Origin of the sequence: Bradyrhizobium acaciae, from assembly GCF_020889785.1 — a bacterium.
In the GTDB taxonomy this organism is placed as follows: Bacteria; Pseudomonadota; Alphaproteobacteria; order Rhizobiales; family Xanthobacteraceae; genus Bradyrhizobium; species Bradyrhizobium acaciae.
The window spans coordinates 15,701-40,301 of record NZ_JACMYK010000064.1; the positions used below are offsets into that span (position 1 = coordinate 15,701).

Here is a 24,601-nt window from a genome sequence, read left to right on the forward strand (position 1 = left end):
GCCACGGAAGCAGGGGCGGAAACCCTTTGATTTCCTTCGCTTTCGTGTCATTTATCGCGCCACCTCCGGGCCGGTCGCCGGGCCCGGGCAGTTTGTCGATCGCGGAGTACTGACATTGCGTCTGATCAGGTGCCTTGCGCTGCTGGCGCTGGGCCTCATGATGTTTGCCGCTGCGCCTGCCGCGTATGCGATCGACGCGGTGAGCGTGCGCAGCGATGCGCCGGCGATCGATTTGACGGCGGTTCTCGACCATCAGCGCAGTGAAACCGACCGCATCCAGGTCTCCACCGCTCCCGGAACCGACGGCATCGTCCGCCGCATCGAAGTTCGCGCCCGCGAAGGCGGCCAGAACTGGGTGGTGTTCGCGCTCGCGAACAACACTGACGACCAGCTCGACCGCCTGATCGTCGCGCCGCACTATCGCATCGTGTCGTCAGGCCTGTTGTGGCCCGACCTCGGCCTGTCGCGCATCGCCACCATCACGCCGTCGGTCGGCGATCGTCCCGAGCGGCAGGAAAGCCCGACCGCCGACGTGTTCCGCATCACGCTCGATCCCGGCGCCGTCGTCACCTATGTCGCGGAACTGCGCACCCACAAGCTGCCGCAGCTCTATCTGTGGGAACCCGACGCCTACAAGGACAAGGTGAACTCGTTCACGCTGTACCAGGGCATCGTGATCGGCATTTCGGGCCTGCTCGCGCTCGTGCTCACGATTTTGTTTGTGGTCAAGGGCAGCATCATGTTCCCGGCCGCCGCGGCGCTGGCCTGGGCGGTGCTGGTCTATATCGGCGTCGACTTCGGCTTCTGGGGCAAGGTGCTCGACATGTCGAACAACGCCGAGCGCGTCTGGCGCGCGGCGGGCGAGGCGATCCTCGCGGCGACGCTGCTGGTGTTCCTGTTCGCGTATCTCAATCTCAGTCGATGGCACGTCCGCTACTCGCACATCACGATCGGCTGGCTGGTCTTCCTCGGCTCGCTGGTGGCGCTGGCGCTGTTCGATCCCGCGGTCGCCTCCGGCATCGCGCGGATGTCGCTGGTCATGATCGCCTTCGCCGGCTTCGCGCTGATCGTCTATCTCTCGACCCACGGCTTCGACCGCGCGGTGCTGTTGATCCCGACCTGGTTCCTGCTGGTGGTCTGGGTGGTCGCGGCCGGCATGACCGTTGCCGGCTCCGTCACCAACGACATCGTCGGTCCCGCGCTGCTCGGCGGCCTGGTGCTGATCGTGATGCTCATTGGCTTTACGGTGATGCAGCACGCCTTCGCCGGCGGCGGCGCCACCACCGGCGTCGTCTCCGATGTCGAACGCCGCGCGCTGGCGCTGACCGGCTCCGGCGATCTGATCTGGGACTGGGACGTCTCCGCCGACAAGGTGTTCACGAGCCCCGAGACCGAGGCCCTGCTCGGGCTGAAGCGCGGCACGCTGGAAGGCCCAGCCGCGAAATGGCTCGAGGTGCTGCACCCGCTCGACCAGGACCGCTTCCGCGCAGCGCTCGACAGCGTGCTCGACCAGCGCCGCGGCCGCCTGGTGCAGGATTTCCGGCTGCGCACGCCCGACGGCCACTTCATGTGGTTCGCGCTCAAGGCGCGCCCGGTGGTCGGCTCCGACGGCGAGGTCTCGCGCGTGGTCGGGACGCTGACCGACGTCACCGAGTTCAAGAACTCCGAAGAGCGGATGCTTCATGACTCCGTGCACGACAATCTGACCGGCCTGCCCAACCGCAAGCTGTTCATGGATCGCCTCAGCGCGGTGGCGAACCTTGCCAAGACGATGCCGAACCTGCGGCCGACCCTGATGGTGATCGACCTCGACCGCTTCAAGCAGGTCAACGATTCCGTCGGCATCGCGGTCGGCGATTCCATCCTGCTGACGCTGGCGCGGCGGCTGACCCGTATCCTCAAGCCGCAGGACACGCTGGCACGGATGGCCGGCGACCAGTTCGGCCTGATCCTGCTGTCGGAGCAGGACCCGGCGCGGATCACCAATTTCGCCGAGACCATCCGCAAGACCATCCGCGCGCCGATCGCCTTCAACGACCGCGAAATCTTCCTGACCGCCTCGATCGGCCTTGCGCTGTCCGATCCGGCCGCGCCGCTAACCGACGAGATCATCAAGGACGCCGAGCTTGCGATGTATCATTCGAAGCGGATCGGCGGCGACCGCATCGACGTCTACAAGCCGGCGATGCGGGCGCGGAAGACCGACCGCCTGACCTTGGAGAGCGACCTGCGCCGCGCCATCGAGCGGCAGGAGATCACGATCCTGTACCAGCCGATCGTGCGGCTGGAAGATCGCGCGATCGCCGGCTTCGAGGCGCTGGCGCGCTGGGACCATCCCAAGCTCGGCCGGATGTCGCCGTCGGAGTTCATCAACGTCGCCGAGGAGACCGGCCTGATCGTCGATCTCGGCATGTTCGTGATGGACCAGACCGCACGCCAGCTCGCGGTGTGGCAGCGCGCGATGCGGGCGCGCGAGCCGATCTTCGCCTCGGTCAACGTGTCGTCGCGGCAATTGCTGCGCCACGATCTGATCCACGACATCCGTACCGTGCTGTCGCGCTCCACGGTGGCGCGCGGCACGCTGAAGCTGGAGCTGACGGAATCGCTCGTGATGGAAAATCCGGAGCACGCCGCCCAGATGCTGGCGCGGATTCGCGAGCTCGGCACCGGGCTGTCGCTCGACGATTTCGGCACCGGGCACTCCTCGCTGTCCTATCTGCAGCGCTTCCCGTTCGACACCATCAAGATCGACCAGTCGTTCGTCCGCACCACGAGCCGCGGCACCCGTCCGGTGATCCTGAAATCGATCATCGCGCTGGCGCACGATCTCGGCATGGACGTGGTCGCGGAAGGCGCCGAGACCGATTCGGATGCCGTCGAACTCTACCAGCTCGGCTGCGAATACGCCCAGGGCTTCGCCTTCGGCGAGCCGATGGACGCCGACGCCGCCACGCGGCTGCTCACCGAGGAACGGCTCGAAGCCGCGAGCTAGGCCTGAGCCAAGGCACTCTGCCAGCCCGCTCGCGGACGTCATACTCCGCGAAAGCGGAGTATCCAGTACGCCGCGGCTTTTCCGTATCACTCCGGCGTCTCTGGAATACTGGATCGCCCGCATTCGCGGGCGATGACAAACCAGGGCGTGGCGTTGCTCCGCGCCTCAGCGCGGCTTCTGCATGCGCTTGAACTTGACGCTCTTGCCGTCGGCCTGGCGGGTGGCGATGTAGCCGGCCTCGAGACAGGCCTCGCGCTGCGGCATCTTCTCCTGCGGACTGCGCTGGGTTTCCCACCACGACGCGCGGTGCGCGGCGCGCGGCAGCGCCGCATCGATGATCGCTTCGATCTCGTCGAAGGTCAGCACGAATTCGGGCAGATGCTGCTTCTTCAGGTAATCCCGCAGCGGGTCGTAGTCGTTCACAACGTCCTCGATGGCAATAGATGAGGTTCGGCAACCACCCGTTAACCCATTCGGCGGCCGCTGTCGCCATTTAAGGCGACAACAAGATTTCCCAATGCATGACGGCGCTTTGGAGCGGGACATGCTATTTCGACGGGGAAAGGACGCAAGGCGGCGCTGGCGGCTATCGGCAAAGCTGCTCATCGCCTCGTCGGTCGCGACCGTCCTCGGCTTCTCCGCAGTCTGCACCGGCGTGATGCTCGACATGCGCCGCGGCGAGGAGCAACTGGCGCGCCGGACCCTGGAGAATCTGGCGTCAGGCATCGAGGCCGACATCAGCCGCAACATCGAGCTCTACGACCTGTCGCTGCGCGCGGTCGCCAGTAATCTGGAGATGCCGGAGATCCGCAGCGTCAGCAAGGAGCTGCGCCAGCTGATCCTGTTCGATCACGCCGCGACCGCACAGCATTTCGGCGCGATCCAGGTGTTCGATGCGGAGGGCAATCTCACCATCGACGCCGCCAGCCTCGATCCGCGGCCGGAGAACCGCAGCGACGAGGATTATTTCACGATCCAGCGCGACCACCCCGACACCGGCCTGTATATCAGCCGGCCGATGCTGCATCGCGGCGCCTACGCCATCGTACTGAGCCGGCGTATCGTCGGCGACGACGGCCGCTTTCTCGGTGTCGTGGTCGGCTCGATCCGCTTCAGCTATTTCCATGATCTGTTCGGACGGCTGAGCCTCGTGCCGGGCGATACCATCACCGTGCTGCGCAACGACCGCACCATCATCATGCGGACGCCGTTCGATCTCGATGTGATCGGCAAGAACCTGGCGGAGGAGCTGGCCTGGAAGGCCGAGAACCTGAAGGTGGGCGGCGCCTTCTCGGGCAAGGGACCGGTCGACGACACGCCGCGGCTCTATGTCAGGCGCAGCAGTGCCGGGCCGCTTTACGTCGTGGTCGGCAAGCCGCTCGAAGCCGTGTTCAACCTCTGGCGCACCGAAGCGATCCGGATCGGTGTGATCATGGCGCTGCTGATCCTGTTCGTGCTCAGCGCGACGTTGGTGCTGGCCCGCGAGATCGGCCGCCGCGCCGACGCCGAGGACAAGCTCGAGGAACTGGCAACCACCGACGCCCTCACCGGCCTGAAGAACCGGCGCAAGTTCGACGGCGAGATCGAGCGCGAGTGGCGCCGGGCCAGCCGGCACGGCCAGCCGGTCGCGCTGTTGATGATCGATGCCGATCATTTCAAGGCCTACAACGACACCCATGGGCATCAGGCCGGCGACCAGGTGCTGGTCGGAATCGCGATCTGCATTTCGGACGCGGTGCGCCGCGCCGGGGATTGCCCGGCACGGTTCGGCGGCGAGGAATTTGCGGTGCTGCTGCCCAACATGACCGCGCTGGAGGCCTTCCAGCTGGCCGAGTCCATCCGCAACAAGGTCGAGCAATGGTGCGAGGGCGAGCTGATCACGACGGTGAGCATCGGCGTCGCCAGCATGCGGCCGCTTGCAGGCCAGCAATGGTCCGACCTGATCGAAGCCGCCGACAAGGCGCTCTACGCCGCCAAGGCCAACGGCCGCAACCAGTCGGTGCTCGCCACCGCGCCGAAGATCGCGCTGGTGGCATAGGGCATAACTCTCGCCTCGTCGTCCCTGCGAAAGCAGGGACCCATAACCACTGGCTTTCATTGTTGAAGCAAGCTGTGGCTTCAGCGTCGCATAACGATGAGCATTCGGGGTAATGGGTCCCGGCTTTCGCCGGGACGACCGTGAGTTTGTTGCAGCGCCGGGTCTCTTACAACCGCACGCAAACTCAGCCGCGGCGCTTCTTCTTTGGCTTCTTGCCGAACTTCGGTTTCGCCGCGACATCCGGCCACTGCGTGATTCCGGCGTGACCGGACTTGCCCCGATGTTTCTTTTTCTTGCCGAATCTTGGCTCGTCTCCAGACGTCGGCCTCGCGCCCTTTTCGTTCCGATCGAATCGGGACGGCGCCCGGGATTCCTGTCTTGACGCGTAGTCTTCATGCGAGCCGCCGCCCGCTTCGCGCGAAAACGCCCTCGCCTCGCGATCCGGCTTGCCGCGGCGCTTTGCGGCCGCATCGCCACGCGCCTCGTCGTTACGCGGCGCGCGATGTCCGCCGTCGTCCTGATCGCGCCAAGGCTCGGGCCTGGACTTGCGTGCCGGTTTCTCCGATGGCGCCTGAACCTGCGGTGCGTCGGCCAGCGGCTCGATGCGGATGCTGTCTTCCTTGTCCGGACGCTTGATCTTCGTGGCGAAGGAGTCCGCAACCCGCGCGGCGATCTCGAACTCGGTGGTCGTGTCCATGACCTTGATGGCGCCGATGTCGCGCTTGTCGATGCCGCCACGGCGGCAGATCATCGGCAGCAGCCAGCGAGCTTCGGCATTCTTCCGCCGCCCGATGGCGGCGCGGAACCAGACGGTCGCCTCTTCCATGCCGTGGCGCGGAGACTTCCCGGTCTTAGCTCGCGGCCCGGCAGCACGCTCCTCGCGGCGCGAGGCGCGATCGCCGCGGTCGCGGCCGCGTCCCTCGCCGGGATCGAGAATGTCTTCGGGCGACGGCAACCGCGCGCGATAGAGCCGGGCCAATGCCGCGGCAATCACCTCCGGCGAGCGTTCGGCGAGCAAGGCCTGCGCCAGCACCAGATCGTCCGATGTCGTCTCCTCGGAGAACACCGCATCCTTGAGCAGGCGCTCATGGTCGAGCTTGCGGATCTCATCCGCCTGCGGCGCGGTGCCCCAGACAATGTCGATGCCGGCCAGATCGAGCAGCAATTCGGCGCGCCGCCGCCGTGCCGGCGGCACCAGCAGGATGCTGACACCCTTGCGGCCGGCGCGGCCGGTGCGGCCCGAGCGATGCTGCATCACCTCGGGGTCTTTCGGCAGATCCGCGTGAATGACGAGATCGAGGCTCGGCAAATCGATGCCGCGCGCCGCGACGTCGGTCGCGACGCAGACCCGGGACCGTCCGTCGCGCAGCGCCTGCAACGCCTGGGTCCGCTCGTTCTGGGTCATCTCGCCCGACAGCGCGGCCACCGAGAATCCGCGCTCCAGCAGCGCCGCCTGCAAATGCCGGACGGCTTCGCGGGTGTTGCAGAACACCAGCGCGCTCGGCGCCTCATGGAAGCGCAGCACGTTGACGACCGCGTGCTCGACGTCGTCGGCGGCGACCCGGATGGCGCGGTACTCGATGTCGGCATGGCCGCCTTCGTCGCCCGCGACCTCGATCCGGAACGCCTGCTGCTGATACTGCTTGGCCAGCGCGACGATGCCGCGCGGAAACGTCGCCGAGAACAGCAGGGTGCGGCGTGTCTCCGGCGTGGTCTCGAGGATGAACTCCATGTCCTCGCGGAAGCCGAGATTGAGCATCTCATCGGCCTCGTCGAGCACGACGACGCGCAATCCCGAAATATCGAGACGGCCGCGACGCAAATGGTCGCACAGCCGGCCGGGCGTGCCGACCACGATGTGCGCGCCCGCCGCAAGCTCGCGCTGCTCGCGACGCGGGTCCATGCCGCCGACACAGGAGACGACGCGGGCGTCAGCATGTTCATAAAGCCATGCGAGCTCGCGCTGAACCTGCAAGGCGAGCTCGCGCGTCGGCGCGACGATCAGCGCCAGCGGAGCGGCGGCCGGCTCGAACCGCTCGGCGCCGCCGAGCAGGTCCTTTGCCATGGCCAATCCGTAGGCAACGGTCTTGCCCGAGCCGGTTTGGGCCGAAACCAGCAGGTCGCGGCCAACGGCATCGTCCGCGAGCACGGCGAGCTGGACGGGGGTCGGTTGCTCGTAGTTGCGCTCAGCCAGGGCGCGCGCGAGCGGCGAACTTGTGGTCGGAAAGGGCACGAGATGGGAAACCTTGATTGGTCCGGGCGCAGAACGTCGAGCGGGACGACCTGAAGCTGCGTACCCGGCAGGCGGCACAGCCGCATGACGATTTGGGCTGCTTTACGCCAAGACCGACCAAATCGCCATGCCCCCATGGCGTAAAAGGTGCCGGATCATGCCTGCTGTCCGATCGGGGCCGGGGAGCCTGCGATCCGGTCCATCAATCCGGACCACCGCGACGGCCGCGGGCCGGCCGCGGCAATCAGGCCGCCCGCCCCTCGCAGCGCGCCCGGCACCAGCTCAACGGCCAGCAGGCGGTCGCGTTCGTATGGGCCGGGCATGCGGAACGCAGCGGTGTTCTGGGCCGAGAAACCGAACCGTCCGTAATAGGCGGCGTCGCCGACCAGGATGACGGCGCGGTGGCCGAGCTGCCGCGCCCGCGCCAACGCCTCTCCCATCAGTGCGGCGCCGATGCCCAGACATCGGGCATCCTCCGCGACCGCAAGCGGGCCGAGCAGCAGGCCGGCGTGACCCGTGCCGGTCACGACCGGCCACAGCCGCAATGTGCCGACCAGATGGCCGCCACGGTGCGCGACAAACGCGAGGCCGCGCGCAGGCTTGCGGCCCTCGCGTAGCCGCTCCGAGGCCTTGGCCAGGCGGCCAGGACCGAATGCCGCGTCGAGCAGACTCTCTCGCGCCGCCACGTCCGAACGGCGTTCCTGACGGATCGCAACCGGTTTGTCGTTCGGACAACCAGATGAGGGCATCACGCCACCCTCGCCAGATAGATGAAGACCTCGTCGAGATCCCGGCAGTTGAAGCGCTCGGCCAGCTCTTGCGGGCGCCCCATCGCGACGACGCGGCCGTGGCTCATGATCACGACGAAATCGCAGAGCTGCTCGACCTCGGTCATGTTGTGCGAGGACAGCAGGATGGTGGCTCCGCGGCGCTTTTGATAGGCGCGCAACCGGCTGCGGACCCACTCGGCACGATCAGGATCGAGCGATGCCGTCGGCTCGTCGAGCAGCAGCACGTCGGGATCGTTGATCAGTGCCTTCGCCACCGCGACGCGGGTCTTCTGGCCGGCGAGAGCCGGCCGGTGACGCGATCGAGCACGTCGCCGAGCTCGAAATCCTCGATCAGCTCCTCGATCCGCGTTTTGAGATTGGCGACGCCGTAGAGCCGGCCGAACACCGTCAGATTCTGGCGCACGGTGAGCCGTCCCGGCAGCGCGACATAGGGGCTTTCAAAGTTCATCCGGCTGAGAACCTTATGGCGCTCGGTCGCCATGTCGTGGCCCAGCACCATGGCGCGGCCGAAGCTTGGCACCACCAGGCCCATGATCATGGAGATGGTGGTGGTCTTGCCGGCGCCGTTGCCGCCGAGCAGGCCGACGGTCCAGCCCTTCGGCACGATGAAGTTGACCTCGTCGACCGCCCAATGGGTGCGGTACTGCTTGCAGAGGTCCTCGACCGCAATGGCTGGTGCGTCATCGATGCCGAGGCGATCAGGCGCATTGCCCTGCGTCGGTGTGGTGCCTGGCGACACCGGCGTCAGATGTCTGCGGGCCAGGAAATGTTCGATGCGGCTCATGGATCTCTCCCCTTACTCGCCCATGGTGAGAAGGCCGCCCTTGTGGCGGGCGCTCTGCAGCAGAGTTACGAATGTGGTGAAGCCAATGCCGAGATAGACCGCATTGAGCGCGAGGCATTCGAGCATCAGGTCAGTGCGGAAGGTGCCGTCGAGCAGCACGGCGCGCATGCCCTCGAACACATAGGTCGGCGTCAGCGACCAGGCGACCGGATGCAGCCAGACCGGCAGTGCCGCGACCGGATAGTAGACGCAGCACAGCGGCAGCAGCACGATCATGATCGAATAGGCCAGGCTCTCCGCGCCAAAGCCCTGGCGGATCACGAGGCCGGCAACGACGAGGCCGATCGCCCAGCTGGTCAGCACGAGGTTGAGGAAGAATGCGATCAGCCCCGGCCCCATCGCGTAGACGTTGAAGCCGAACAGCAGCCATGTCAGCAACAGCACCGGCAGCGTGCCGATCACCAGCCGGATCAGGCTCATCAGCATCAGGGAGGCCGCAAGCTCGAAGGGCTGCAACGGACTCATCATCAGGTTCGCGAGATTGCGCGACCAGATCTCCTCCAGGAAGGTGAAGGTGAAACCGAGCTGGCCGCGAAACAGCACGTCCCAGAGCAGGACGGCGCCGAGCAGGAGGCCGGCGGTGGAGGCCATCGCCGACTTGCTGTCATAGAGGTAGGTGTAGAGGAAACCCCACACCATCATCTGCATCGCCGGCCAATAGACGATCTCGAGCAGCCGCAGCCATGACGAGCGCAGGATGTAGTAATAGCGCGCCGTCATGGCGGCGATGCGGTTCAGTGACTGTGTCATGGCACGCACTCCTCCTCTCGCCCGGATCAATCGATCTCGCGGCGGATCGGGCGGCGCTTGCCGACCTTGGGCGGAAATGCCAGCAGCGCGTGGGCCTGCACCCGAACCGGATGCTCGAGGCAGGCTTTGAGCAGATCCTCCAGATGCGCGACCGAGCCGTGCAGCCGCGACATCGGCACGTCCTGGCCGAGCACGACGCGCGCCTCGACCAGGTCGACGCCGCGCTGCACGATCTCGAACTGCGCCAGATGCAAATTGCAGTCGAACATCCAGCGATAGGTCGCATCCAAGATGCTGCCGGCCGGCACCTTGCGGCCGTCGCGGTTGACGAAGGCGTCGTTGAGCCTTCCGTCGATGCTGGCGATCTGCGACCAGCTGATATCAGACGGCGCAGGATTCGCCGGCTGGGTGATGTAGTCGCCCTGCACGTAGCGGATGAACGGCATCGCTTCGTTGAGCAGGTTGGTGATGACAGCGATGCCGGACTGGCCGGGCGCTTGCGGCTCCATCGTGACGGGGTCGAGCACATCGAGACGCACGGTGTCCTCGCAAACATGATACTGGCCGTTGGGCATCTCGAGCGCGATCCGCGTCGCCTCCTCGGAGGAATATTCGTCGAGCACGGGCACGCCGAGCTGGCGCGACCATTCCTGACGCGCGGCGCGCGAGGAATATTCCGAATGCGTCACCGCGAGATTGAGCGACGAACGGAACTCGTCGACATGCGGCATCAACGCATCCAGGCTCGACGGATAGAGCGACAGGATCTTCGGCCCGAGATAGCGCAGATGCTGGGCGACGCGCGCCGGCGGGATCAGGTTCGAGATGAACGCGGTCGGATAGTCACCGCCGATCGAATCGAACCACCACGGCACGGTGTAGACATGCGCCAGCAGATCCTCCGCGCGGTAATTGCCGCCGCTCTGCATCGCGAACTGGCGGACGCCCTGGATGGTGTCGGTGATGACGGCGTCATAGTCGACGCGGATCAGCAGGGTCTGGCCGGACGAGCCCGATGAACGGGTCGGAAACAGGTTTTCCGGCTTGTACTTCTTGTTGACGCACTGGTCCGGGAAGGCCGCGACCAGCTCGGGCTTGGTGATGACCGGAATCTTCTGGATGTCGTCATAATCGCGCAGGTGCTCCGGCTTGAAGCCCGCCGCATCGTACTTCGCGCGGTAGACCGGAATGTCGCGGTAGGCGAGCTCGACCAGCTCCTTGATGCGGGCGAACTGCCGCGCGCGGATTTCCGACACCGGCAGATAGGGATGCCGCATGCATTCGCCGAGATAGTTCGCGGTGGCCGCGACCAGCTCCGGCGCGGCATCGCTGGACGGCTGAAAATCCGGGCGGGTGTGCTCGGTTTCCCAGAACTGGCGCTGCGGCGCGCTGGCCGCATCAGCGGGGACGAGGGATGCGGCGGCTTGATCGTGCTCCGGCACCAGAGCAAGGCCGTCATCGGAAACGCTGATCGCAAGGGTGGACGTCATCTTCAGCTCCATGATTGACGGGAGAACCGCCCGTTCATGGCGCTATCAATGGCGTGCGGCGCTGATGCCCGCCGTGACGCGTGTCACACGCGGCCGCAGCCCGCGCGCATCCCACCCGTCGCAGTCGTTCGCGGCTGCCGCTCCTGATGTCGCTGATTGCCGTTAGGCGATTGCTACTTGCCCCACGTCGCCTTCCTGATCCGCCCCTTGCCGCCGCATTTCTTGCAGGGCTCGGGATAGATTTTCCGTCCCGGCTCGCTCGGCTGTCTGACTTCGGGGAAGCCTGTCCCGTTGCACGCGTCACACTTCTCTTCATTGGAAATAAGGTGCTTCACCATCGACCGTCCCGGATTGAAAAAATCCCAAGCCCGCGGGCGCGGGCTTCCGCCATCGCTGGTTACGAACAAAGGCCGGTCGTGGTTTCAGCTGCATGGCTGCCCTGCGCGGCAGCGCATTCGAGAGGTCCAGGGAACGACGGCGGGACGACCGCCGTTGTCACGCTCTCTCTTTTGAACGTCGCGTCACTTCGCCTTCGCCTTCTCGTGGCTCTCGAGTGCCGCCGTCATCAGCTTCGGCAATTGCGCGGCATAGACCTCGATGAAGGTGGCGTCGCCGCAGGCCTCCGGATCGCGCGCAGCCTGCTCGGCGACCCGCGCGGCCTTGGCTTCGCATTTCGCAAACATATGCCAGAACCAGTCCGGGCTCTTGCCGAGCACCGGCTTGTGCTTCTTGATGACCGCGGCGCCGACCGCGCTCATCGCGTTGACGACGCCGGCGCCCAGCGTGCTGATGGCCCGCGCGTTAAGGATATCCTCGCGCGATTGCGCGGAGACGTTTGTCGCAGTCGCTCGTCCGGTCGTTCGTGCCTTGGCCGGCATGCTCAGCTCCTTGTCCATCCCTGTCGATCCCTGCGCCAAGCCGAGCATCGGCCGGGGAAGTTGAGGAAGGCTCAAGGGGCATGGTTGAAAAGCGCTATGGATTTCATTCCGGTTTTATGCGCTTCCGAGCTATCGGGCCCGGAGGGAGTTTAAGGTCCTTGCGGCGCACGGTCCGTCAGGGCTCATTACCCTTCGGCGCCGTAGCGGGCGGATCAGCTGGTCGGCGGCATCGTCCAGATCATCACCAACCACTTGCGGCTGCGGACCGACGCCGAGCAGATCATTGCCGGGACGCTCGACCAGCGCGGCCTCCCAGCCGGCGGCCACTGCGCCCGGCCTATCCCAGGGCGATCAGGCAGAACTCCGAAGGGCCGCCGGGCGCCGAAGCGCGATAATCCGAAGGCGGTCGTCAAACTCCTCGACACCGGATATTTCGCGCTGGAAACCCATGCCGCCGAGATCGCGCAAGGCATCCGCGACTTCCTGAGCCGCTGACTCGCACGCTGGCAAGACCTTCGAAGGCCGAGGAACCCTTGCCCTGGCTGAAATGTTGGAAAGCGATGCAATAACTCAGGAGGAAACCCGCATGAGAAAACTGTTATTGGCCGGTTTATTGGCGGTAGCCGGTTTCGCGATCGCCACGCCGATCTCCATCGCACCTGCGTCAGCTCAAGTTGCGGTCGATACGCCGCTCGGCGGCGTGAGAGTGGGTCCCGAGCCGCGTTACTACCGAGACTACGATCGCCCCGCTTATCGCGCCTACGGATACGATCGCGGATATCGCGGATGCCGCACCGTGACGATCGAGCGCGACGACGGTTCGGTCCGCAGGGTCCGCCGTTGCGACTAGCAGCACCGGACTGGAAGATCGCCGCCGACGCTCGCAAGCGCGCCGAGCCGGCTGCCGCAAACAAGCAAGCGGGACCTATCCACTAAGGCCGCTATAGCTGGCGGCCTCCTTTATCCTGTGAATACCCGGGCTCATTTGCCGCCTACGCCCCGGTGACGCGCCAGATCACGTTGCCGACGTCGTCGGCCACCAGCAGCGAACCATCAGGACCGAGCGCGACGCCGACCGGGCGGCCGTAGGAGACCTTCTCGTCGGGCGCGAGGAAGCCCGACAGGATGTCCCGCGGCGGCCCCGAGGGGCGGCCGTTCTCGAACGGCACGAACACCACCTTGTAGCCCGACAGCGTCGAGCGATTCCACGAGCCGTGCTGGCCGATCACCATGCCGTCGGGGAAACCAGGCAGCGTGCCCTTCGGCATCCAGCACAGCCCGAGCGAGGCGGTGTGGCCGCCGAGCGCGTAGTCCGGCTGGATCGCCTTGGCGACCATCGCCGGATCCTGCGGCACGCGGTCGTCCACCGTCTGGCCCCAGTAGCAATAGGGCCAGCCGTAGAAGCCGCCGTCACGCACCGAGGTCAGATAGTCCGGCGGCGTCTCGTCGCCGATGCCGTCGCGCTCGTTGACGACGGTCCACAGCACATTCGTGTTCGGCTCCCATGCGAGCCCGACCGGATTGCGCAGGCCGCCCGCGAAGATGCGGCTGGTGCCTGCCGCGAGATCGAGCTCATAGATCGCGGCGCGCCCCTCCTCGACCTTCATGCCGTTCTCGGCGATGTTGCTGAGCGAGCCGACGCCGACATAGAGCTTCTTGCCGTCGGGGCTCGGCAGCAGGCTGCGCGTCCAGTGCCCGTCGGGCTTGAAGGTGACGAGCTTGCGCCCCTCTGCGGTGATGCGATCGGCGCCCGCGACGTAGGGAAACGCGACCACGCCGTCGGTGTTGCCGACGTAGAAGGTGTCGCCGATCAGCGCCATGCCGAACGGCTGACGCAGTCCCTCCATGAAGGCGCTGCTGCTTTCGGCGACGCCGTCGCCATCGCGGTCGCGCAGCAGCGTGATGCGGTTGGCGCTGACGCCGAGCGCGGCGGCACGGCGCATTGTCGCCTGCATCGCATAGTGAAACACGCTGCGCGGTGTGCCCGCGATCTGCGTTGCCTCCGCGATCAGAACGTCGCCGTTGGGCAGCACGTTGATCCAGCGCGGATGATCGAGCCCGGCCGCGAACGCGTTGACCTTGAGTCCGGGCGCTGCGGTCGGGAGCTGGCCCTTGTCCCAGCCGCGCGCTGTCGGCATCTTCAGCGTCGGGATCGCGCCCTGCGACTTCGCCGCCGGAATCTGCGGCGCGCTGCCCCAGGCGGGCGCGGGCTCGGCGCCCTGCATCCGCCGCCACGCCACGGCACCGGCCCCGATCGCCGCGACGACGCGCGGCAAAAACTCCAGACGTGCTCATGAACTTCCCCTGTTATTCGCGCCTTGATATTGCGCCTTCTTGACGTGCCTTGCCGGCCGCCGCGGCCCGCAGCAGCATTCGCATAATGCCGGCCCTGATGACAGTAGTTATACGATCTTCGCGGCCGCCCTCGAATCGGGGAGACTGATCGCACGCTCCCTTGTCAGAGCGTTTTCCTCCCTGAGACCTTGCCCGCCCCGGTCGGCGGGCTTCCTTTTAACGGAGCGTCCAGCTCGGGCGCGGCTCGCCGTCGGCCGTTATAGCCGGAAAAGCATAGCGAATCTGCGGGATGCATTCTACCGGGCAGAGCGGCAGCGCCGGTCTCTCGCCCGCGCAAGCCCCCCTCACCAAATCCTGATCCCACCTCTGCGCAAATTCACCTTCGTCAGCTGCATGGCGGATCAGGAACGCTGCAGCGCGGCGGTCGTTGGTCGCGACACCAGCAAGGAGTGTATGAATGCAACGGAACACCAAGATCCTGGCTCTGGCCGCGGCGTCGCTGATCGCAACGACAGCGGGTGCGTTCGCGCAGGGCTACTATCCTTATGGGAACCCCGGCCCACGGTACTACGGCGGCCCGCGCTACGAGACCTATCAGCCGCAGGTCATGTACAATCAGGTTGAACCCGGCTGGTATGGCGCGATGAACGGCAGCAACCATCCGGCGCCGAGCTCGACGCAGGGCGACGTCGGTCCGGAAGGGAACAACAACGGCACGCTGACCGGCGTCTACCGGCAGTGGTAGCCCACGCGAATTTGAAGGCCCGTCGCTTCGGTTGAGCGGCGGGCCTTTTGCTGTTCAGCAAACGGACAACTGTGAACGCCTCTCCAGCAATGTGGAGGACAATCACTTCACCATCGCGCCGTAGACGATGTCCTGCACGTTCTCGCGATAAAATTTGCGCAGCTCGCCGGGCGCGGCGGTTCCGACCACCACGACGAGGCGCTCCTTGGGATCGCAGAAGAACTGCGTGCCGTAGGCGCCGTTCCAGGTGAACTCGCCGGGATTGCCCGGCACCGACGACAGCCCCTCGCTGGTGCGCACCGCGACAGCCAGCCCGAAGCCGAAGCCGCCGCGATGCGGCTCGACCGCGGCGACGTTGTTCTTGATCTCCGGCCCGAGATGGTTCGACGTCATCAGGCGCACGGTGCTGGGGCTGAGGATGCGCTTGCCGTCGAGCTCGCCGCCGTTGAGCAGCATCTGCCCGAAGCGGAGATAATCGCCGACGGTGGCGAACGAGCAGGCGCCGCCGCAGTCGAATTTGGTCGGGGTATCGAGCAGCTTGATCGATTGCGGCTTGCCGGTGAACGGATCGTTGGGGAACGGTCGCGCCAGCCGCGCCCGCTCGGCATCGGCCGGGTGGAACGTCGCACCCTTCATGCCGAGCGGCTTCCAGACATTGGACGCGAGATAATCGCCGAGCCGCTGGCCGGACACCTTCTCGACGACGGCGCCGAGCACGTCGATCGAGAAGCCGTACTCGAACTCGGTACCGGGCTGGTGCACCAGCGGCAGCTTGGTGATGCGGTCGATGAAGGCCGCCGTGTCGCCTTCGACCGCCGGCGCCGTGCCATCGGGATAGAGCCGCGCCAACGCGCTCGAACTGTCGGGCCGGCCGCCATACATCAGGCCCGAGGTGTGGCGATAGAGATCATGGATGAAGATCGGCCGGGCCTGCGGCTCCATCGTCGGCGAACCGTCGGCCTGCTGCACGCCGACCTTCATGTCGGCGAACGCCGGATAGTAATCGGCGACCTTCGCCTGCAACGGCAACCGGCCCTGCTCCATCAGCGTGAGGCCTGCAACTGCCGCCATCGGCTTGGTCATCGACGCCAGCGCGAACACGGCATCGATCGGCATCGGCGTGCCCTTGACCGGGTCGAGCTGGCCATAGGCCTTGTAATGCACGAGCTTGCCGTCGCGGGCGATCGCCACCACGGCGCCGGGCACGCGCTTGGCCGCGATCTCGCGCGCGAAGAAGTCGTCGAGCCGCGTCAGTCCCTGATCCGAGAAACCGACCTGGTGCGCCGCAGCTTCGGGGAGCGGCGGCGCGGCGTGCGCAATGTTGAAGGCAAGACTTGTAGCGGCGACAGCCGCGGCAATGACGCTCTTTCGCATTGTTTCCTCACCGGGGACCGCGGGCGATTGTTATGTAGTTCGCTGCCCGCGCCTCGCAGGATTAGATCACGCCGACAAGGCCGACAAGGCGTGGCCCCGCGCGGCGGCGTCGCCGGGCTGCATGCCTCCCCGGGCAAGGAACGGCCTCGACCTGGTGCTCGAAGGTCTTCAGCGCTGCGCCGATCGCCTGGTGCATGTCGAGATATTTGTAGGAGCGGGCGCCGCCGGCGCCAATCTGCTGCCGGCCGAGCCGGTGACGGCAGGCGTCTGGATGCCCGAAGCAGGCGGCCTGATCGCGCCGCCATTTCCATGGCCGCGGCGCGGCGGCTGCGCTACCCTGAACCCGTCACCTCCGATCGGTCCAGCATGAACCGCCGCGCGTTTGTATCGGGACTGGCTGTTGCCGCGGCGCTCGCGGGCTCTGTCATGCCGGCCGCGGCCGACGGCAAGCGAGTGGCGCTGGTGATCGGTAACGGCGCCTACAAGAGCGTGCCGGCACTGTCCAATCCGCCAAGTGATGCCGGCGATATCGCCGCGGCGCTGAAGCGCCTCGGCTTCGCCGTCACCCTGATCACCAATGGAAGCTTCGACGAGATGCGACGCGGCCTGATCGCGTTCGGGCGCAACGCCGCCGCGGCCGACATGGCCGCGGTGTATTTCGCCGGCCATGGCATGGAAATCAACGGCGACAACTGGCTGATCCCGGTCGACGCCGAGCTGAAGCGCGACACCGACGCCGCCAATGAAGCGATCAGTTTGCAAAGCGTGATGTCGCAGGTGACGAACACCACGAGTCTCGGCCTCGTCATCCTCGATGCCTGCCGCAACAATCCGTTCGCCGCGAAGCTGAGCCGCTCGATTGCGACGCGTGCCGCACCAACCAGCGGGCTCGGCCGCATCGAGCCGGTCGGCAATGTGCTGGTCGCCTATGCCGCACGCGACGGCACCACCGCGCTCGACGGCGACGGCCGCAACAGCCCGTTCGCCGCGGCGCTGTTGCGCAACATCGAGACGCCGGGCGTCGAGGTCACCTTCATGTTCCGCAACGTTCGCGACGACGTGATGGAGGCGACCCGCAACGAGCAGCAGCCGTTCGTCTACGGCTCGCTGTCGCGCAAGGCGATCTATCTGGCAGGCGCGCCGCCGGCTGAGACCGCGGCGACGAAACAGGCGAACGCCGCGCCGGCGGCCGCAGCTCCCGCATTGCCGACGCCACCTGTGACCCCAGCCGGCGCGATCGATCCCGCGCTGATCGGCACCAGGGAGATCATGGTGGCCAGCGGCCGCGGCCAGTCGCGCTGGATCTGGCAAATCATGGCCGACGGCACCTACAAATTCCACGCCGAGCCCTTCCGCTCGGCGCAATCCCACGAAGGCACCGTGACCTTTGCGAATGGCCGCTGGACGTTGCACGCGCTGAGGGGGCTGAGGAACTTTACCGATGCCGGCTCCTACGAGGTCCACGACGCGACCGCCGTGATCACCGGCAAGCTCGGCACCGGATATTGGAAACGCAGCGTGGAGTGAGGGGCGCGGCGCAAGGCCTCACAAATCCAGTTGACCCGTAGCCGGATAAACCACCGTGCCATCACTCTCGACGACGGCGCCTTCGGTGAGGCGGGCGGGCTCGAGGCGGCCCTCCCCCATGATGTGAATCACGGTCTCGCCTGACGCGATGAGATAGTCGGCGACGATGCGGCGGTGGCAGCGCCACCACACCGCTTCCGAGCACATGATCGCGCAGCGTCGTCGATGCCCCTCGTCGCGCAGATGCTGCAAGCTCGCATGAAACTGCGGCGACAGCGCGTAGTCGGCGTAGTTGTGAAAGCTCTCGTTGCTCCAAATCCATTGACGGAAGGCGGCACGTCTCGCGCCTTGCCGCGGAGCCCGCCGAGATCGGCCAGATGCTCATACGAGATGCCGGCGGCCGCCAGCGGCTCCGGGAGCGTGTCCTTGTTGAACTGCGGATTGCTGCGCGACCGCGGCACCGTTCGGATGTCGACGACGCGGTCGATCCCGGCTGCGGTGAGGAGAACGACAAAATCCGCGAGACTGCGGTTGGAATGACCGATCGTGAAGAACGGAAGCGCCTCGTCCTTGCCAGAGCCTGTTCCGATGGAATCGGAACGGGCTCCAGATTCTTGCTTTGACGCGTTTTCTTCACGCGAACCGGTATCCACGTCGCTCGAAACCGCTCTAGGCATGATGGAGCGCGCTGCCCTTGTGGGCCGCAATGTGATCGGTCTTGTCGCTCTTGATCTCGTATTGCGGATCGGCCTCCGAGGCGCGGTGCGTGTGCCCCTTGTAGTCGAAGTCGCTGGTGTGAATCGCGATGATGGTGCCCGAGACGCGGCCGGCCTCGGAATTCCATCTGACGTGATCGCCGACCTTGAACCTCCTGCTCATGATCTCCTGCTCACGTTCTCTTGGCCATGTCGCAACCTCCGGCCTGGTCGAGCACACCAGGCCCCTTATGCCCAGCAAGCAGCATATCGGGCCAGACCTGACCGCCACGACTTATCCGGCTTCGTGGCAATCGCCGAAACCGATGCAGGTTCCCGCTGCTCGCGCTTCGCGGTGCGCCAGCGCCCAAGATTCGGGTTGTATTATCTCACACACACACGTAGATTGTGCATGCGATCAAAAGTGGAGGGGCCATGCCGCTGCACCATAACGTTGATCCGAATTTTCCCTATGACGGTCCTGATTTCGACGAGTTCTGCATTGCGGAGAACGGATACCTGAAGGCGTCGCGAGATCGCAGCCCCTGCATCACCTGCGCCCTGTCCAAGCTTTGCCAGGCCGGCTTCGAGAAGCAGGTGCATCTCGCCGTTGAAGGAAGGGACCCAAGCCTGACCAAGGACTGCGAGCTGACCGCAAGCGACCTGACCGCGGAACGGCTGCTCGCCGGATTGAGCGAGGACGAAATCGCGTTCGTGAAAACCCATATTTCAAGCCTGGCGGAGGAGTGCGGAAATGGCTGATACAGCATCGATGCAACTCGAAGCGAAGAAGCAGCTGGCTGCGAAGGCGGACACCGTGGCCAAGCATCAACTCGAGGCGAAGCGGCAGCTGGCCGAAAAGGCGTCACTGACCAGCAGGCACCAGCTCGAGGCAAAGAAGCAGCTCTCCGAGAAGGCCAATCTGGTCGCGAGGATGCAGCTGGCGACGAAGAAGAGCAGCTGATCGCAGGACCCTGGACTTCGTCTCGACCTTTCGGGCATCACGGAGTGACGGCAGGGTCAGAACACTCGTCAGACGTAACCGCGCGTCAGACGGATCGTGTCCGGTCTCTCCAATGGAGCCGGCATCACGTGGATTGCGACCGGCGCCGGCCTGCTTTGGCTGCATCTGCTCGACCTGCCGCTGCCCCCCCGTGCTCGGCGGCTACGGTCCGGGCAAACTACGCCTATCAGGTGGTCGAATGTGGCGCTGAAGGGGGATGGTGCCCAGGGAGGGGATCATACGCAATCACCGACACGAAGAACCGCTGTTTGTCCTTCGTATGGTAGCGTGAGCGCTTGGACGGTGGGGGAGCTTCGGTACAGCGCGAAAGCCGCAATGGCGGGAGCCGCTTTGCCATTGGCAGCCTAACTCACCGGGAAGCGCCTTATGCCCGCCGGAACCCGCTGCCTGTTCGACCCCCTGGGTAGGGTCGAGTAGAGGCGTCGATCGCTCGACGCCCCCCTCACAGATCCGGACGTGCAGCTTTCCCGCATCCGGCTCCTCTGACGAGTACCTTGATCAGGCCATTTGGTGACGCCGGTCGCGTACATGCCCTATCGGTATCGTATCGAGCGACGCCCCTTGCCGCCCGCATGATCGTCTTCTTGGCCGCGGTACAGCGCAGCGCCGGAACACGTCAACTCATGCCCCGACTTTCTTGGCGGCCGGAATCGTCCATGTGCCGTTGATGATCGAAGGGTCCGATTCCTGCGGCCAGTACATCCGCAGCATCAGTATGAAATCTCCCTCAGGCGCAGGAAGCCAGTTCGATTCCTTGTCTTTGCCCGGGGAGTCCTTCTGAATGTAGAGCTCGGTCGAGCCGTCCGGATTTTCTTTCAGGTCTTCGCGCGCGCTGATCGAGTAGCGGTTGATCGGATTCTTCACGAAGAAGTAGCCGCTGTCGTACATGGTCAGCGACCAAAACCCTTCCGCGGGAGGCAGGTGGCCTTTGGGAAATCGCATGACGTACTTGTTCGCGCCGTTATATTTGCGGCCATCCGCGTCCTTTTCCGAGGTCGGGTAGACCGCGTCCTGCGGACGGTTGGCGCCGAGTCCGATCGCGGTGACGAGGGCCCGCATCAGATAGTCGGTGCCGTAGATGCCGGTCTTCGTCGTGAAGGCAAAGCCATTCTCGTCCTTGATGGCCTTGTTGATCTTGAACTGCAGCATGATCCTGTCGAACGACACTTCGGGTACGCGCTTCAGGAAATCCGCCTTGAGCTTGCTCTCATCGAAATCCTGCCCCGGGACGATGCCGATGCGGGCGAACTTGGCGAGTTGAGGCGCATCTGCCGCGTATGGCGGATTGCTCTTCATCAGCTCGCACAGCAGCTTGAAATACGACACCGCGTCCATGCGATTGACCTGTTCACGAACGGCGGTCTTCATGTCGATCGATGAATCGACCTTTCCCGCCGGCGGCGTGTACGGCTTGCCGTACGCACTGAGCGGAACGAGCCGGCACTCATCCTGCAGCTTGTGGACGGCGGCGTAGTCCTCCGGCGTGCCGGTGCAATAGATGCGGCCGAGCAGCCACACGATATCGGTCGCCGATTTGTACTCCTTCACGCCGGCGGGCAGTGTGCCCTTCCATCCCGGTCCGGTGATCGCGTAGGTCTGCGCCCCGGTGCCGGTTGTCCGCTTCCCCGGGACCTGGAACACCGTCGTCCAGCCGTCCAGCATCGGCATCAGGAAATAGCGCCCCTTCATGTCCGGGATGCTGATGACCCATGGTTCTTTCCCGACGTCGAAGAAGGAGGTCGTGTAGAGCGTGTCCGCGTTCGGCGCGGTGACATCCCTGAACGACGCGTCCGGATATTGACGCATCTTGATGATATGGCCCATCGGCCCCCGCGTTCCAACGGGCTCGGCAACATTGGTGATAATCCGGCGAGTCATCTCCATCGTGACCAACGGATAACCAAAAATGTAGGCGTCGCTCGCGAGCCAGAAATCCTCCAGGCCTTGACCGATCCCCAGGAAAGAGCCGTCCTGGGCCAGAGCCGATTGCCCCATCGCTGCTCCTGTGAGCAGACCCACTCCACCAAGCGCAAGATCGCGACGCGTGATATCCATGTTCTCTCCATGTCCTGGTTTAAAAGTCGTCAAACCATAGAAGGGGCTGGTCCGATGCTCAGCGTTTTCCGCGCAGTGTAGTGTTGGCAGTTATGGCTCCATCCTGATCCCAAGCGCCGCCCTCATGTCCTTGAAGACGACGGCGATCGCCTCGATGATGAGCTGGTCGGGATGCGCCTTGCAATGTTGGATCACCTCGTGCTCGGCCTCCCGGGACTTCTTGATATCGAGGTAATGCTTGCGCGCGAGGCCGTTGTACCAGGTCCGCGCTGCTCAGTAGCAAGGCGGCAAGGGATAGTATCCGCATCGGGGTCCGTAGTACGGATAGGCTGCCGCCGCTCCAAGGGCGGCCGCTCCTGCCACGGCAGCGCCACGGTAGTAGGCACCCCGCCAGGCCGTCCGGCGCGCCACACCGGCAAAGGACAGCGGCGTGAACGGTCGGCCGATGATGTCGATAAAGAGCGCCGCCGGTCCATCACCTCCCGCAAGGTCTCCTTCGAGCACATCGACATCGAAAGTCAGCTTATCGCCTTCAAGCTTGGGCGATTTTAGCACCACGACGGCGTCGGCTACCGAAGATCCGTCTTTCCTGAACCCGGACACGGTGGCGTTTGGAGGATCTTTCGCGAAATTGTCACTGCCATTGCCCCAATCCTCGACAATTCGCGATGTGAGATCGTGACCAGCCGCCCTCACGGGCCGATCGGCGAACACGATCGCATTCGGTGAAATCCCCGTCAGCACAAGCCTTCCGTCCTTCAAGCTCGCACCGCGCGAGTTGAGGACGAAGAGCGATGGCACGACTTCCGGCTTTGCCTGACCTATCGACTTCTCAAGCGGTACGTGTGGTTTGCTCTCGGGTGCAGATTGGGAAAGCACCTTATGGGGAGCGGCAATCAATCCGGCGACACAAAATAAGAACAGAGCTGAACGAAGAGTCATATTGCTCTCTCCTTTGCGGGCTGATTCTTCTTTTGACCCTCGCATGGCTTCAAAATCGCCCTGCGCATCACGACGTCGAATATGTAGCGTCTTCAGGACTCCAGCTTCGCTAAGCATTTCGCGCCAATTCGAATCGCGCGTCTTGCCATTTCGCGCCAATCATCGCGAATAGTCAGCGATCGATCGCGTAAGGTGATGGCTTGCGTTGGCATGCCAGCCCATGCTTACGCGCAAGTTGCTGCTGTCTGTAAATGACAGGTTGAATTTGCATCAAACGCACAAAATTGCGGCTGAAGCTGCTGGCGTTCGAATAGCCGACGAATTTTGCGATATCCGACAGGCGCTTGCTTGAGCCGACGAGCAAGCGGCAAGCAATGTCCAAACGAACCTCCGCGAGCATTTCGCTATGACTTGTGCCCATCCGGCCGAGATGGCGCTGCAGTGTGCGGGAGCTGATCTTGAGTGTACGAGCGGTACAAGCAAGAGTTGCGTCACCTTGTCGCAGCGATGCGACAATGGCCGCGCGGACCGCCTTGGCTGAAGGCAATCTGACAGCTCTCATTGGTTCGTGAGGCTCGAAGCCCATGCTCCTGCAAGAGAAACGACGCTTCAGGCCTAGAACAGATCCGCCGAAGAATCTGGCCATCAGCCGCCAAAACGTTCGTCAACTGGCAAAACGTTCGTCAACTGGAAGGTGTGGGACGCTGCCGGGGGTAGACAAAAGCGAGGGGTTCCGGCCTGCTGGTCTGCGCGGCAGAATTTCCCGGGCAGGTAGTAATGACCGTCATTCCGTTAGTCCGTTGTCAATTTCTCATGCCGTTTGCCGAGCTGCATTCAGAGATAGGCGGCCCCACCGCGGCACTTCTCGCCAAATTTCGGCTGCCTACTTCCTTGGAGGAGAAAGCGGATCATTACATACCGCTCCTGCCGGCCGTTCGCTTCGCGACGGCCGCCCAGGAGAAGCAAGGGCTGTCGGAGATCGCCTTCCGAGCCGCCCAGAGGCTCTCATTCGATCATTTGAGCGATGGCATGCGTGTTCGGATCCGCCATTCGCCGACGTTGTTGGCCGCTCTTGAGCAGATTTGCAAATGGGCGCCGGTTGAAGATACGAACCTTCATCTATGGTTGGAATCGACCGACGAAAGCCTGAAAATTTGCAGCGGGCTCGGGGGAACGCAAGGAATTCCTTATCTCGAGATTTCCCAATGGCTCCAGAACATGTTCGTGATCCACATTGTGCGCCAGTTCGTCGGCGCGAGTTGGGCGCCAAAAGTGATTGCGTTCGGAGCAAACTATACACCGAGCCTTGAGGTTCGATCGCATTGGCCGCACACGCGCTTCTTGTCGAGCCAGAAGGCCTCGTGGATCGAGGTGCCGCTGCAGTTCTTGAGCCTTCCAAATCCTGCGAATGTCGTCCGATCGAATTTATCGGAAACCGAGGGGCAGCCGTTCGGCAACGACATCGTCAGCGTTCTCAGGTTGGCTCTGCCGTCGTACCTTGACGAAGGCGGCCCGACGATAGCCCACGCGGCCGAGATGGTTGCTTTGAGCGTCAGGAGCCTGCAGAGGAAGCTCGCGTTGGTGGGACTCACGTACTCGGGCCTGCTTGAGCAGGTCCGCTTCAACAACGCCATCAAGCTCCTGAGCAGTACCGAAAACAAGATTATCGACGTGGCACTTTCGTCCGGCTATGCGGATCCTGCCCACTTTAGTCGCGCTTTCCGTCGAATCTCCGGCTGCACCCCGCGAGAGTTTCGGGAGAGATCGAGAAACGGGCAAGTCGAGATCGATCGCGCCGTATCACCATAGACTGATGATCGTCTCTAGAGAGAGTAGCGCCTTGGACATCTCTCCCTGTAGCCGCGCTGAGTTTTCGGTTTTCAGATCGATCTTAAGGGGCGGATTATCTGCAATATTGATCTTGCGAG

General features: G+C 64.5%; 20 protein-coding genes and 4 pseudogenes. 10 read left to right on the forward strand and 14 right to left on the reverse strand.

Translation table 11 applies throughout. The features are described 5' to 3' along the window. Positions 1 to 115 precede the first annotated feature (115 nt). Entirely contained in the window at positions 116 to 2,992 is a 2,877-nt protein-coding gene (locus H8A92_RS22925; protein WP_229197869.1) for an EAL domain-containing protein, read from the forward strand. 165 nt (positions 2,993 to 3,157) lie between these two features. Here H8A92_RS22925 and H8A92_RS22930 read toward each other — a convergent pair whose 3' ends face one another. After that, positions 3,158 to 3,415 (reverse strand): DUF7662 domain-containing protein, encoded by a 258-nt coding sequence (locus H8A92_RS22930; RefSeq protein ID WP_229197870.1) that lies wholly within the window; start codon positions 3,413 to 3,415, stop codon positions 3,158 to 3,160. 121 nt (positions 3,416 to 3,536) lie between these two features. Between H8A92_RS22930 and H8A92_RS22935 the strand changes: the two genes are divergently transcribed. Further along, a complete protein-coding gene (locus H8A92_RS22935; protein ID WP_229197871.1) occupies positions 3,537 to 5,030 on the forward strand; it encodes a sensor domain-containing diguanylate cyclase in 1,494 nt (497 codons plus the stop codon). A gap of 184 nt (positions 5,031 to 5,214) precedes the next feature. On the opposite strand, the gene H8A92_RS22940 is transcribed toward H8A92_RS22935, so the two are convergent. From H8A92_RS22940 to H8A92_RS22965, 6 genes and pseudogenes are all read right to left on the reverse strand, one after another. Continuing rightward, positions 5,215 to 7,263, reverse strand: coding sequence for a DEAD/DEAH box helicase (locus H8A92_RS22940; RefSeq protein WP_229197872.1), 2,049 nt, complete (start codon positions 7,261 to 7,263; stop codon positions 5,215 to 5,217). A gap of 155 nt (positions 7,264 to 7,418) precedes the next feature. Then, positions 7,419 to 8,012, reverse strand: a complete 594-nt coding sequence (locus H8A92_RS22945) for a GNAT family N-acetyltransferase (RefSeq protein ID WP_229197873.1) — start codon at positions 8,010 to 8,012, stop codon at positions 7,419 to 7,421. Then, a pseudogene (locus H8A92_RS22950) lies at positions 8,012 to 8,802 on the reverse strand (ABC transporter ATP-binding protein). The gene H8A92_RS22945 and the pseudogene H8A92_RS22950 overlap by 1 nt, the downstream one beginning before the upstream one ends. 48 nt (positions 8,803 to 8,850) lie before the next feature. Beyond that, positions 8,851 to 9,648 (reverse strand): ABC transporter permease, encoded by a 798-nt coding sequence (locus tag H8A92_RS22955; protein WP_163158249.1) that lies wholly within the window; start codon positions 9,646 to 9,648, stop codon positions 8,851 to 8,853. Positions 9,649 to 9,674: 26 nt separating this feature from the next. Next, entirely contained in the window at positions 9,675 to 11,138 is a 1,464-nt protein-coding gene (locus tag H8A92_RS22960; protein WP_229197874.1) for a phenylacetate--CoA ligase family protein, read from the reverse strand. 521 nt (positions 11,139 to 11,659) lie between these two features. After that, a complete protein-coding gene (locus H8A92_RS22965; RefSeq protein ID WP_229197875.1) occupies positions 11,660 to 12,034 on the reverse strand; it encodes a hypothetical protein in 375 nt (124 codons plus the stop codon). Positions 12,035 to 12,394: 360 nt separating this feature from the next. Here H8A92_RS22965 and H8A92_RS22970 point away from each other — a divergent pair. Both H8A92_RS22970 and H8A92_RS22975 read left to right on the forward strand, forming a co-directional pair. Continuing rightward, positions 12,395 to 12,511, forward strand: a pseudogene (locus H8A92_RS22970) (alpha/beta hydrolase); the annotation flags it as partial. A gap of 91 nt (positions 12,512 to 12,602) precedes the next feature. Beyond that, positions 12,603 to 12,866, forward strand: a complete 264-nt coding sequence (locus H8A92_RS22975; RefSeq protein WP_229197876.1) for a hypothetical protein — start codon at positions 12,603 to 12,605, stop codon at positions 12,864 to 12,866. A 142-nt stretch (positions 12,867 to 13,008) separates the two neighbouring features. Here H8A92_RS22975 and H8A92_RS22980 read toward each other — a convergent pair. Continuing rightward, a pseudogene (locus H8A92_RS22980) lies at positions 13,009 to 14,311 on the reverse strand (PQQ-dependent sugar dehydrogenase). Between the two features lie 457 nt (positions 14,312 to 14,768). Between H8A92_RS22980 and H8A92_RS22985 the strand changes: the two are divergent. Further along, complete coding sequence (locus tag H8A92_RS22985; RefSeq protein WP_229197878.1) at positions 14,769 to 15,056, forward strand: hypothetical protein; 288 nt, start codon at positions 14,769 to 14,771, stop codon at positions 15,054 to 15,056. A 102-nt stretch (positions 15,057 to 15,158) separates the two neighbouring features. On the opposite strand, the gene H8A92_RS22990 is transcribed toward H8A92_RS22985, so the two are convergent. Next, complete coding sequence (locus H8A92_RS22990; protein ID WP_229197879.1) at positions 15,159 to 16,430, reverse strand: serine hydrolase domain-containing protein; 1,272 nt, start codon at positions 16,428 to 16,430, stop codon at positions 15,159 to 15,161. A gap of 121 nt (positions 16,431 to 16,551) precedes the next feature. Between H8A92_RS22990 and H8A92_RS22995 the strand changes: the two genes are divergently transcribed. Beyond that, positions 16,552 to 16,800, forward strand: a complete 249-nt coding sequence (locus H8A92_RS22995; protein ID WP_229197880.1) for a hypothetical protein — start codon at positions 16,552 to 16,554, stop codon at positions 16,798 to 16,800. After that, entirely contained in the window at positions 16,797 to 17,957 is a 1,161-nt protein-coding gene (locus H8A92_RS23000; protein WP_229197881.1) for a caspase family protein, read from the forward strand. Before H8A92_RS22995 ends, H8A92_RS23000 begins: the two co-directional genes overlap by 4 nt. 18 nt (positions 17,958 to 17,975) lie before the next feature. Here the strand turns inward: H8A92_RS23000 and H8A92_RS23005 are convergent. Continuing rightward, positions 17,976 to 18,547 (reverse strand): annotated as a pseudogene (locus H8A92_RS23005) (DUF488 domain-containing protein). Positions 18,548 to 18,626: 79 nt separating this feature from the next. After that, complete coding sequence (locus H8A92_RS23010; protein WP_229197882.1) at positions 18,627 to 18,836, reverse strand: hypervirulence associated TUDOR domain-containing protein; 210 nt, start codon at positions 18,834 to 18,836, stop codon at positions 18,627 to 18,629. 224 nt (positions 18,837 to 19,060) lie between these two features. On the opposite strand from H8A92_RS23010, the gene H8A92_RS23015 reads away from it, so the two are divergent. Together H8A92_RS23015 and H8A92_RS23020 are read left to right on the forward strand one after the other, a co-directional pair. After that, entirely contained in the window at positions 19,061 to 19,414 is a 354-nt protein-coding gene (locus tag H8A92_RS23015; RefSeq protein WP_163161981.1) for a hypothetical protein, read from the forward strand. Continuing rightward, positions 19,407 to 19,616: a hypothetical protein gene (locus H8A92_RS23020; protein WP_163161979.1), complete on the forward strand. Its 210-nt coding sequence runs from the start codon at positions 19,407 to 19,409 to the stop codon at positions 19,614 to 19,616. Before H8A92_RS23015 ends, H8A92_RS23020 begins: the two co-directional genes overlap by 8 nt. Before the next feature lie 681 nt (positions 19,617 to 20,297). On the opposite strand, the gene H8A92_RS23025 is transcribed toward H8A92_RS23020, so the two are convergent. From H8A92_RS23025 to H8A92_RS23035, 3 genes are all read right to left on the reverse strand, one after another. After that, complete coding sequence (locus tag H8A92_RS23025) at positions 20,298 to 21,731, reverse strand: DUF1254 domain-containing protein (protein ID WP_229197883.1); 1,434 nt, start codon at positions 21,729 to 21,731, stop codon at positions 20,298 to 20,300. A gap of 273 nt (positions 21,732 to 22,004) precedes the next feature. Then, positions 22,005 to 22,673 (reverse strand): hypothetical protein, encoded by a 669-nt coding sequence (locus H8A92_RS23030; protein ID WP_229197886.1) that lies wholly within the window; start codon positions 22,671 to 22,673, stop codon positions 22,005 to 22,007. 172 nt (positions 22,674 to 22,845) lie between these two features. Continuing rightward, complete coding sequence (locus tag H8A92_RS23035) at positions 22,846 to 23,220, reverse strand: helix-turn-helix domain-containing protein (protein ID WP_229197884.1); 375 nt, start codon at positions 23,218 to 23,220, stop codon at positions 22,846 to 22,848. 230 nt (positions 23,221 to 23,450) lie between these two features. Here H8A92_RS23035 and H8A92_RS23040 point away from each other — a divergent pair, with 230 nt between their 5' ends. Beyond that, positions 23,451 to 24,482, forward strand: coding sequence for a helix-turn-helix transcriptional regulator (locus H8A92_RS23040; RefSeq protein ID WP_229197885.1), 1,032 nt, complete (start codon positions 23,451 to 23,453; stop codon positions 24,480 to 24,482). The last annotated feature ends 119 nt before the right edge of the window (positions 24,483 to 24,601 follow it).

What these genes read in the sequence shown, in the direction of transcription:
- H8A92_RS22935 (WP_229197871.1), top strand. Translation starts at nt 3,537, where the DNA reads ATGCTATTTCGACGGGGAAAGGACGCAAGGCGGCGCTGGCGGCTATCG.
- H8A92_RS22945 (WP_229197873.1), bottom strand. Translation starts at nt 8,012, where the DNA reads ATGCCCTCATCTGGTTGTCCGAACGACAAACCGGTTGCGATCCGTCAG.
- H8A92_RS22955 (WP_163158249.1), bottom strand. Translation starts at nt 9,648, where the DNA reads ATGACACAGTCACTGAACCGCATCGCCGCCATGACGGCGCGCTATTAC.
- H8A92_RS22960 (WP_229197874.1), bottom strand. Translation starts at nt 11,138, where the DNA reads ATGACGTCCACCCTTGCGATCAGCGTTTCCGATGACGGCCTTGCTCTG.
- H8A92_RS22965 (WP_229197875.1), bottom strand. Translation starts at nt 12,034, where the DNA reads ATGGACAAGGAGCTGAGCATGCCGGCCAAGGCACGAACGACCGGACGA.
- H8A92_RS22975 (WP_229197876.1), top strand. Translation starts at nt 12,603, where the DNA reads ATGAGAAAACTGTTATTGGCCGGTTTATTGGCGGTAGCCGGTTTCGCG.
- H8A92_RS22985 (WP_229197878.1), top strand. Translation starts at nt 14,769, where the DNA reads ATGCAACGGAACACCAAGATCCTGGCTCTGGCCGCGGCGTCGCTGATC.
- H8A92_RS22990 (WP_229197879.1), bottom strand. Translation starts at nt 16,430, where the DNA reads ATGCGAAAGAGCGTCATTGCCGCGGCTGTCGCCGCTACAAGTCTTGCC.
- H8A92_RS22995 (WP_229197880.1), top strand. Translation starts at nt 16,552, where the DNA reads ATGCCTCCCCGGGCAAGGAACGGCCTCGACCTGGTGCTCGAAGGTCTT.
- H8A92_RS23000 (WP_229197881.1), top strand. Translation starts at nt 16,797, where the DNA reads ATGAACCGCCGCGCGTTTGTATCGGGACTGGCTGTTGCCGCGGCGCTC.
- H8A92_RS23010 (WP_229197882.1), bottom strand. Translation starts at nt 18,836, where the DNA reads ATGAGCAGGAGGTTCAAGGTCGGCGATCACGTCAGATGGAATTCCGAG.
- H8A92_RS23020 (WP_163161979.1), top strand. Translation starts at nt 19,407, where the DNA reads ATGGCTGATACAGCATCGATGCAACTCGAAGCGAAGAAGCAGCTGGCT.
- H8A92_RS23025 (WP_229197883.1), bottom strand. Translation starts at nt 21,731, where the DNA reads ATGGATATCACGCGTCGCGATCTTGCGCTTGGTGGAGTGGGTCTGCTC.
- H8A92_RS23030 (WP_229197886.1), bottom strand. Translation starts at nt 22,673, where the DNA reads ATGACTCTTCGTTCAGCTCTGTTCTTATTTTGTGTCGCCGGATTGATT.
- H8A92_RS23040 (WP_229197885.1), top strand. Translation starts at nt 23,451, where the DNA reads ATGACCGTCATTCCGTTAGTCCGTTGTCAATTTCTCATGCCGTTTGCC.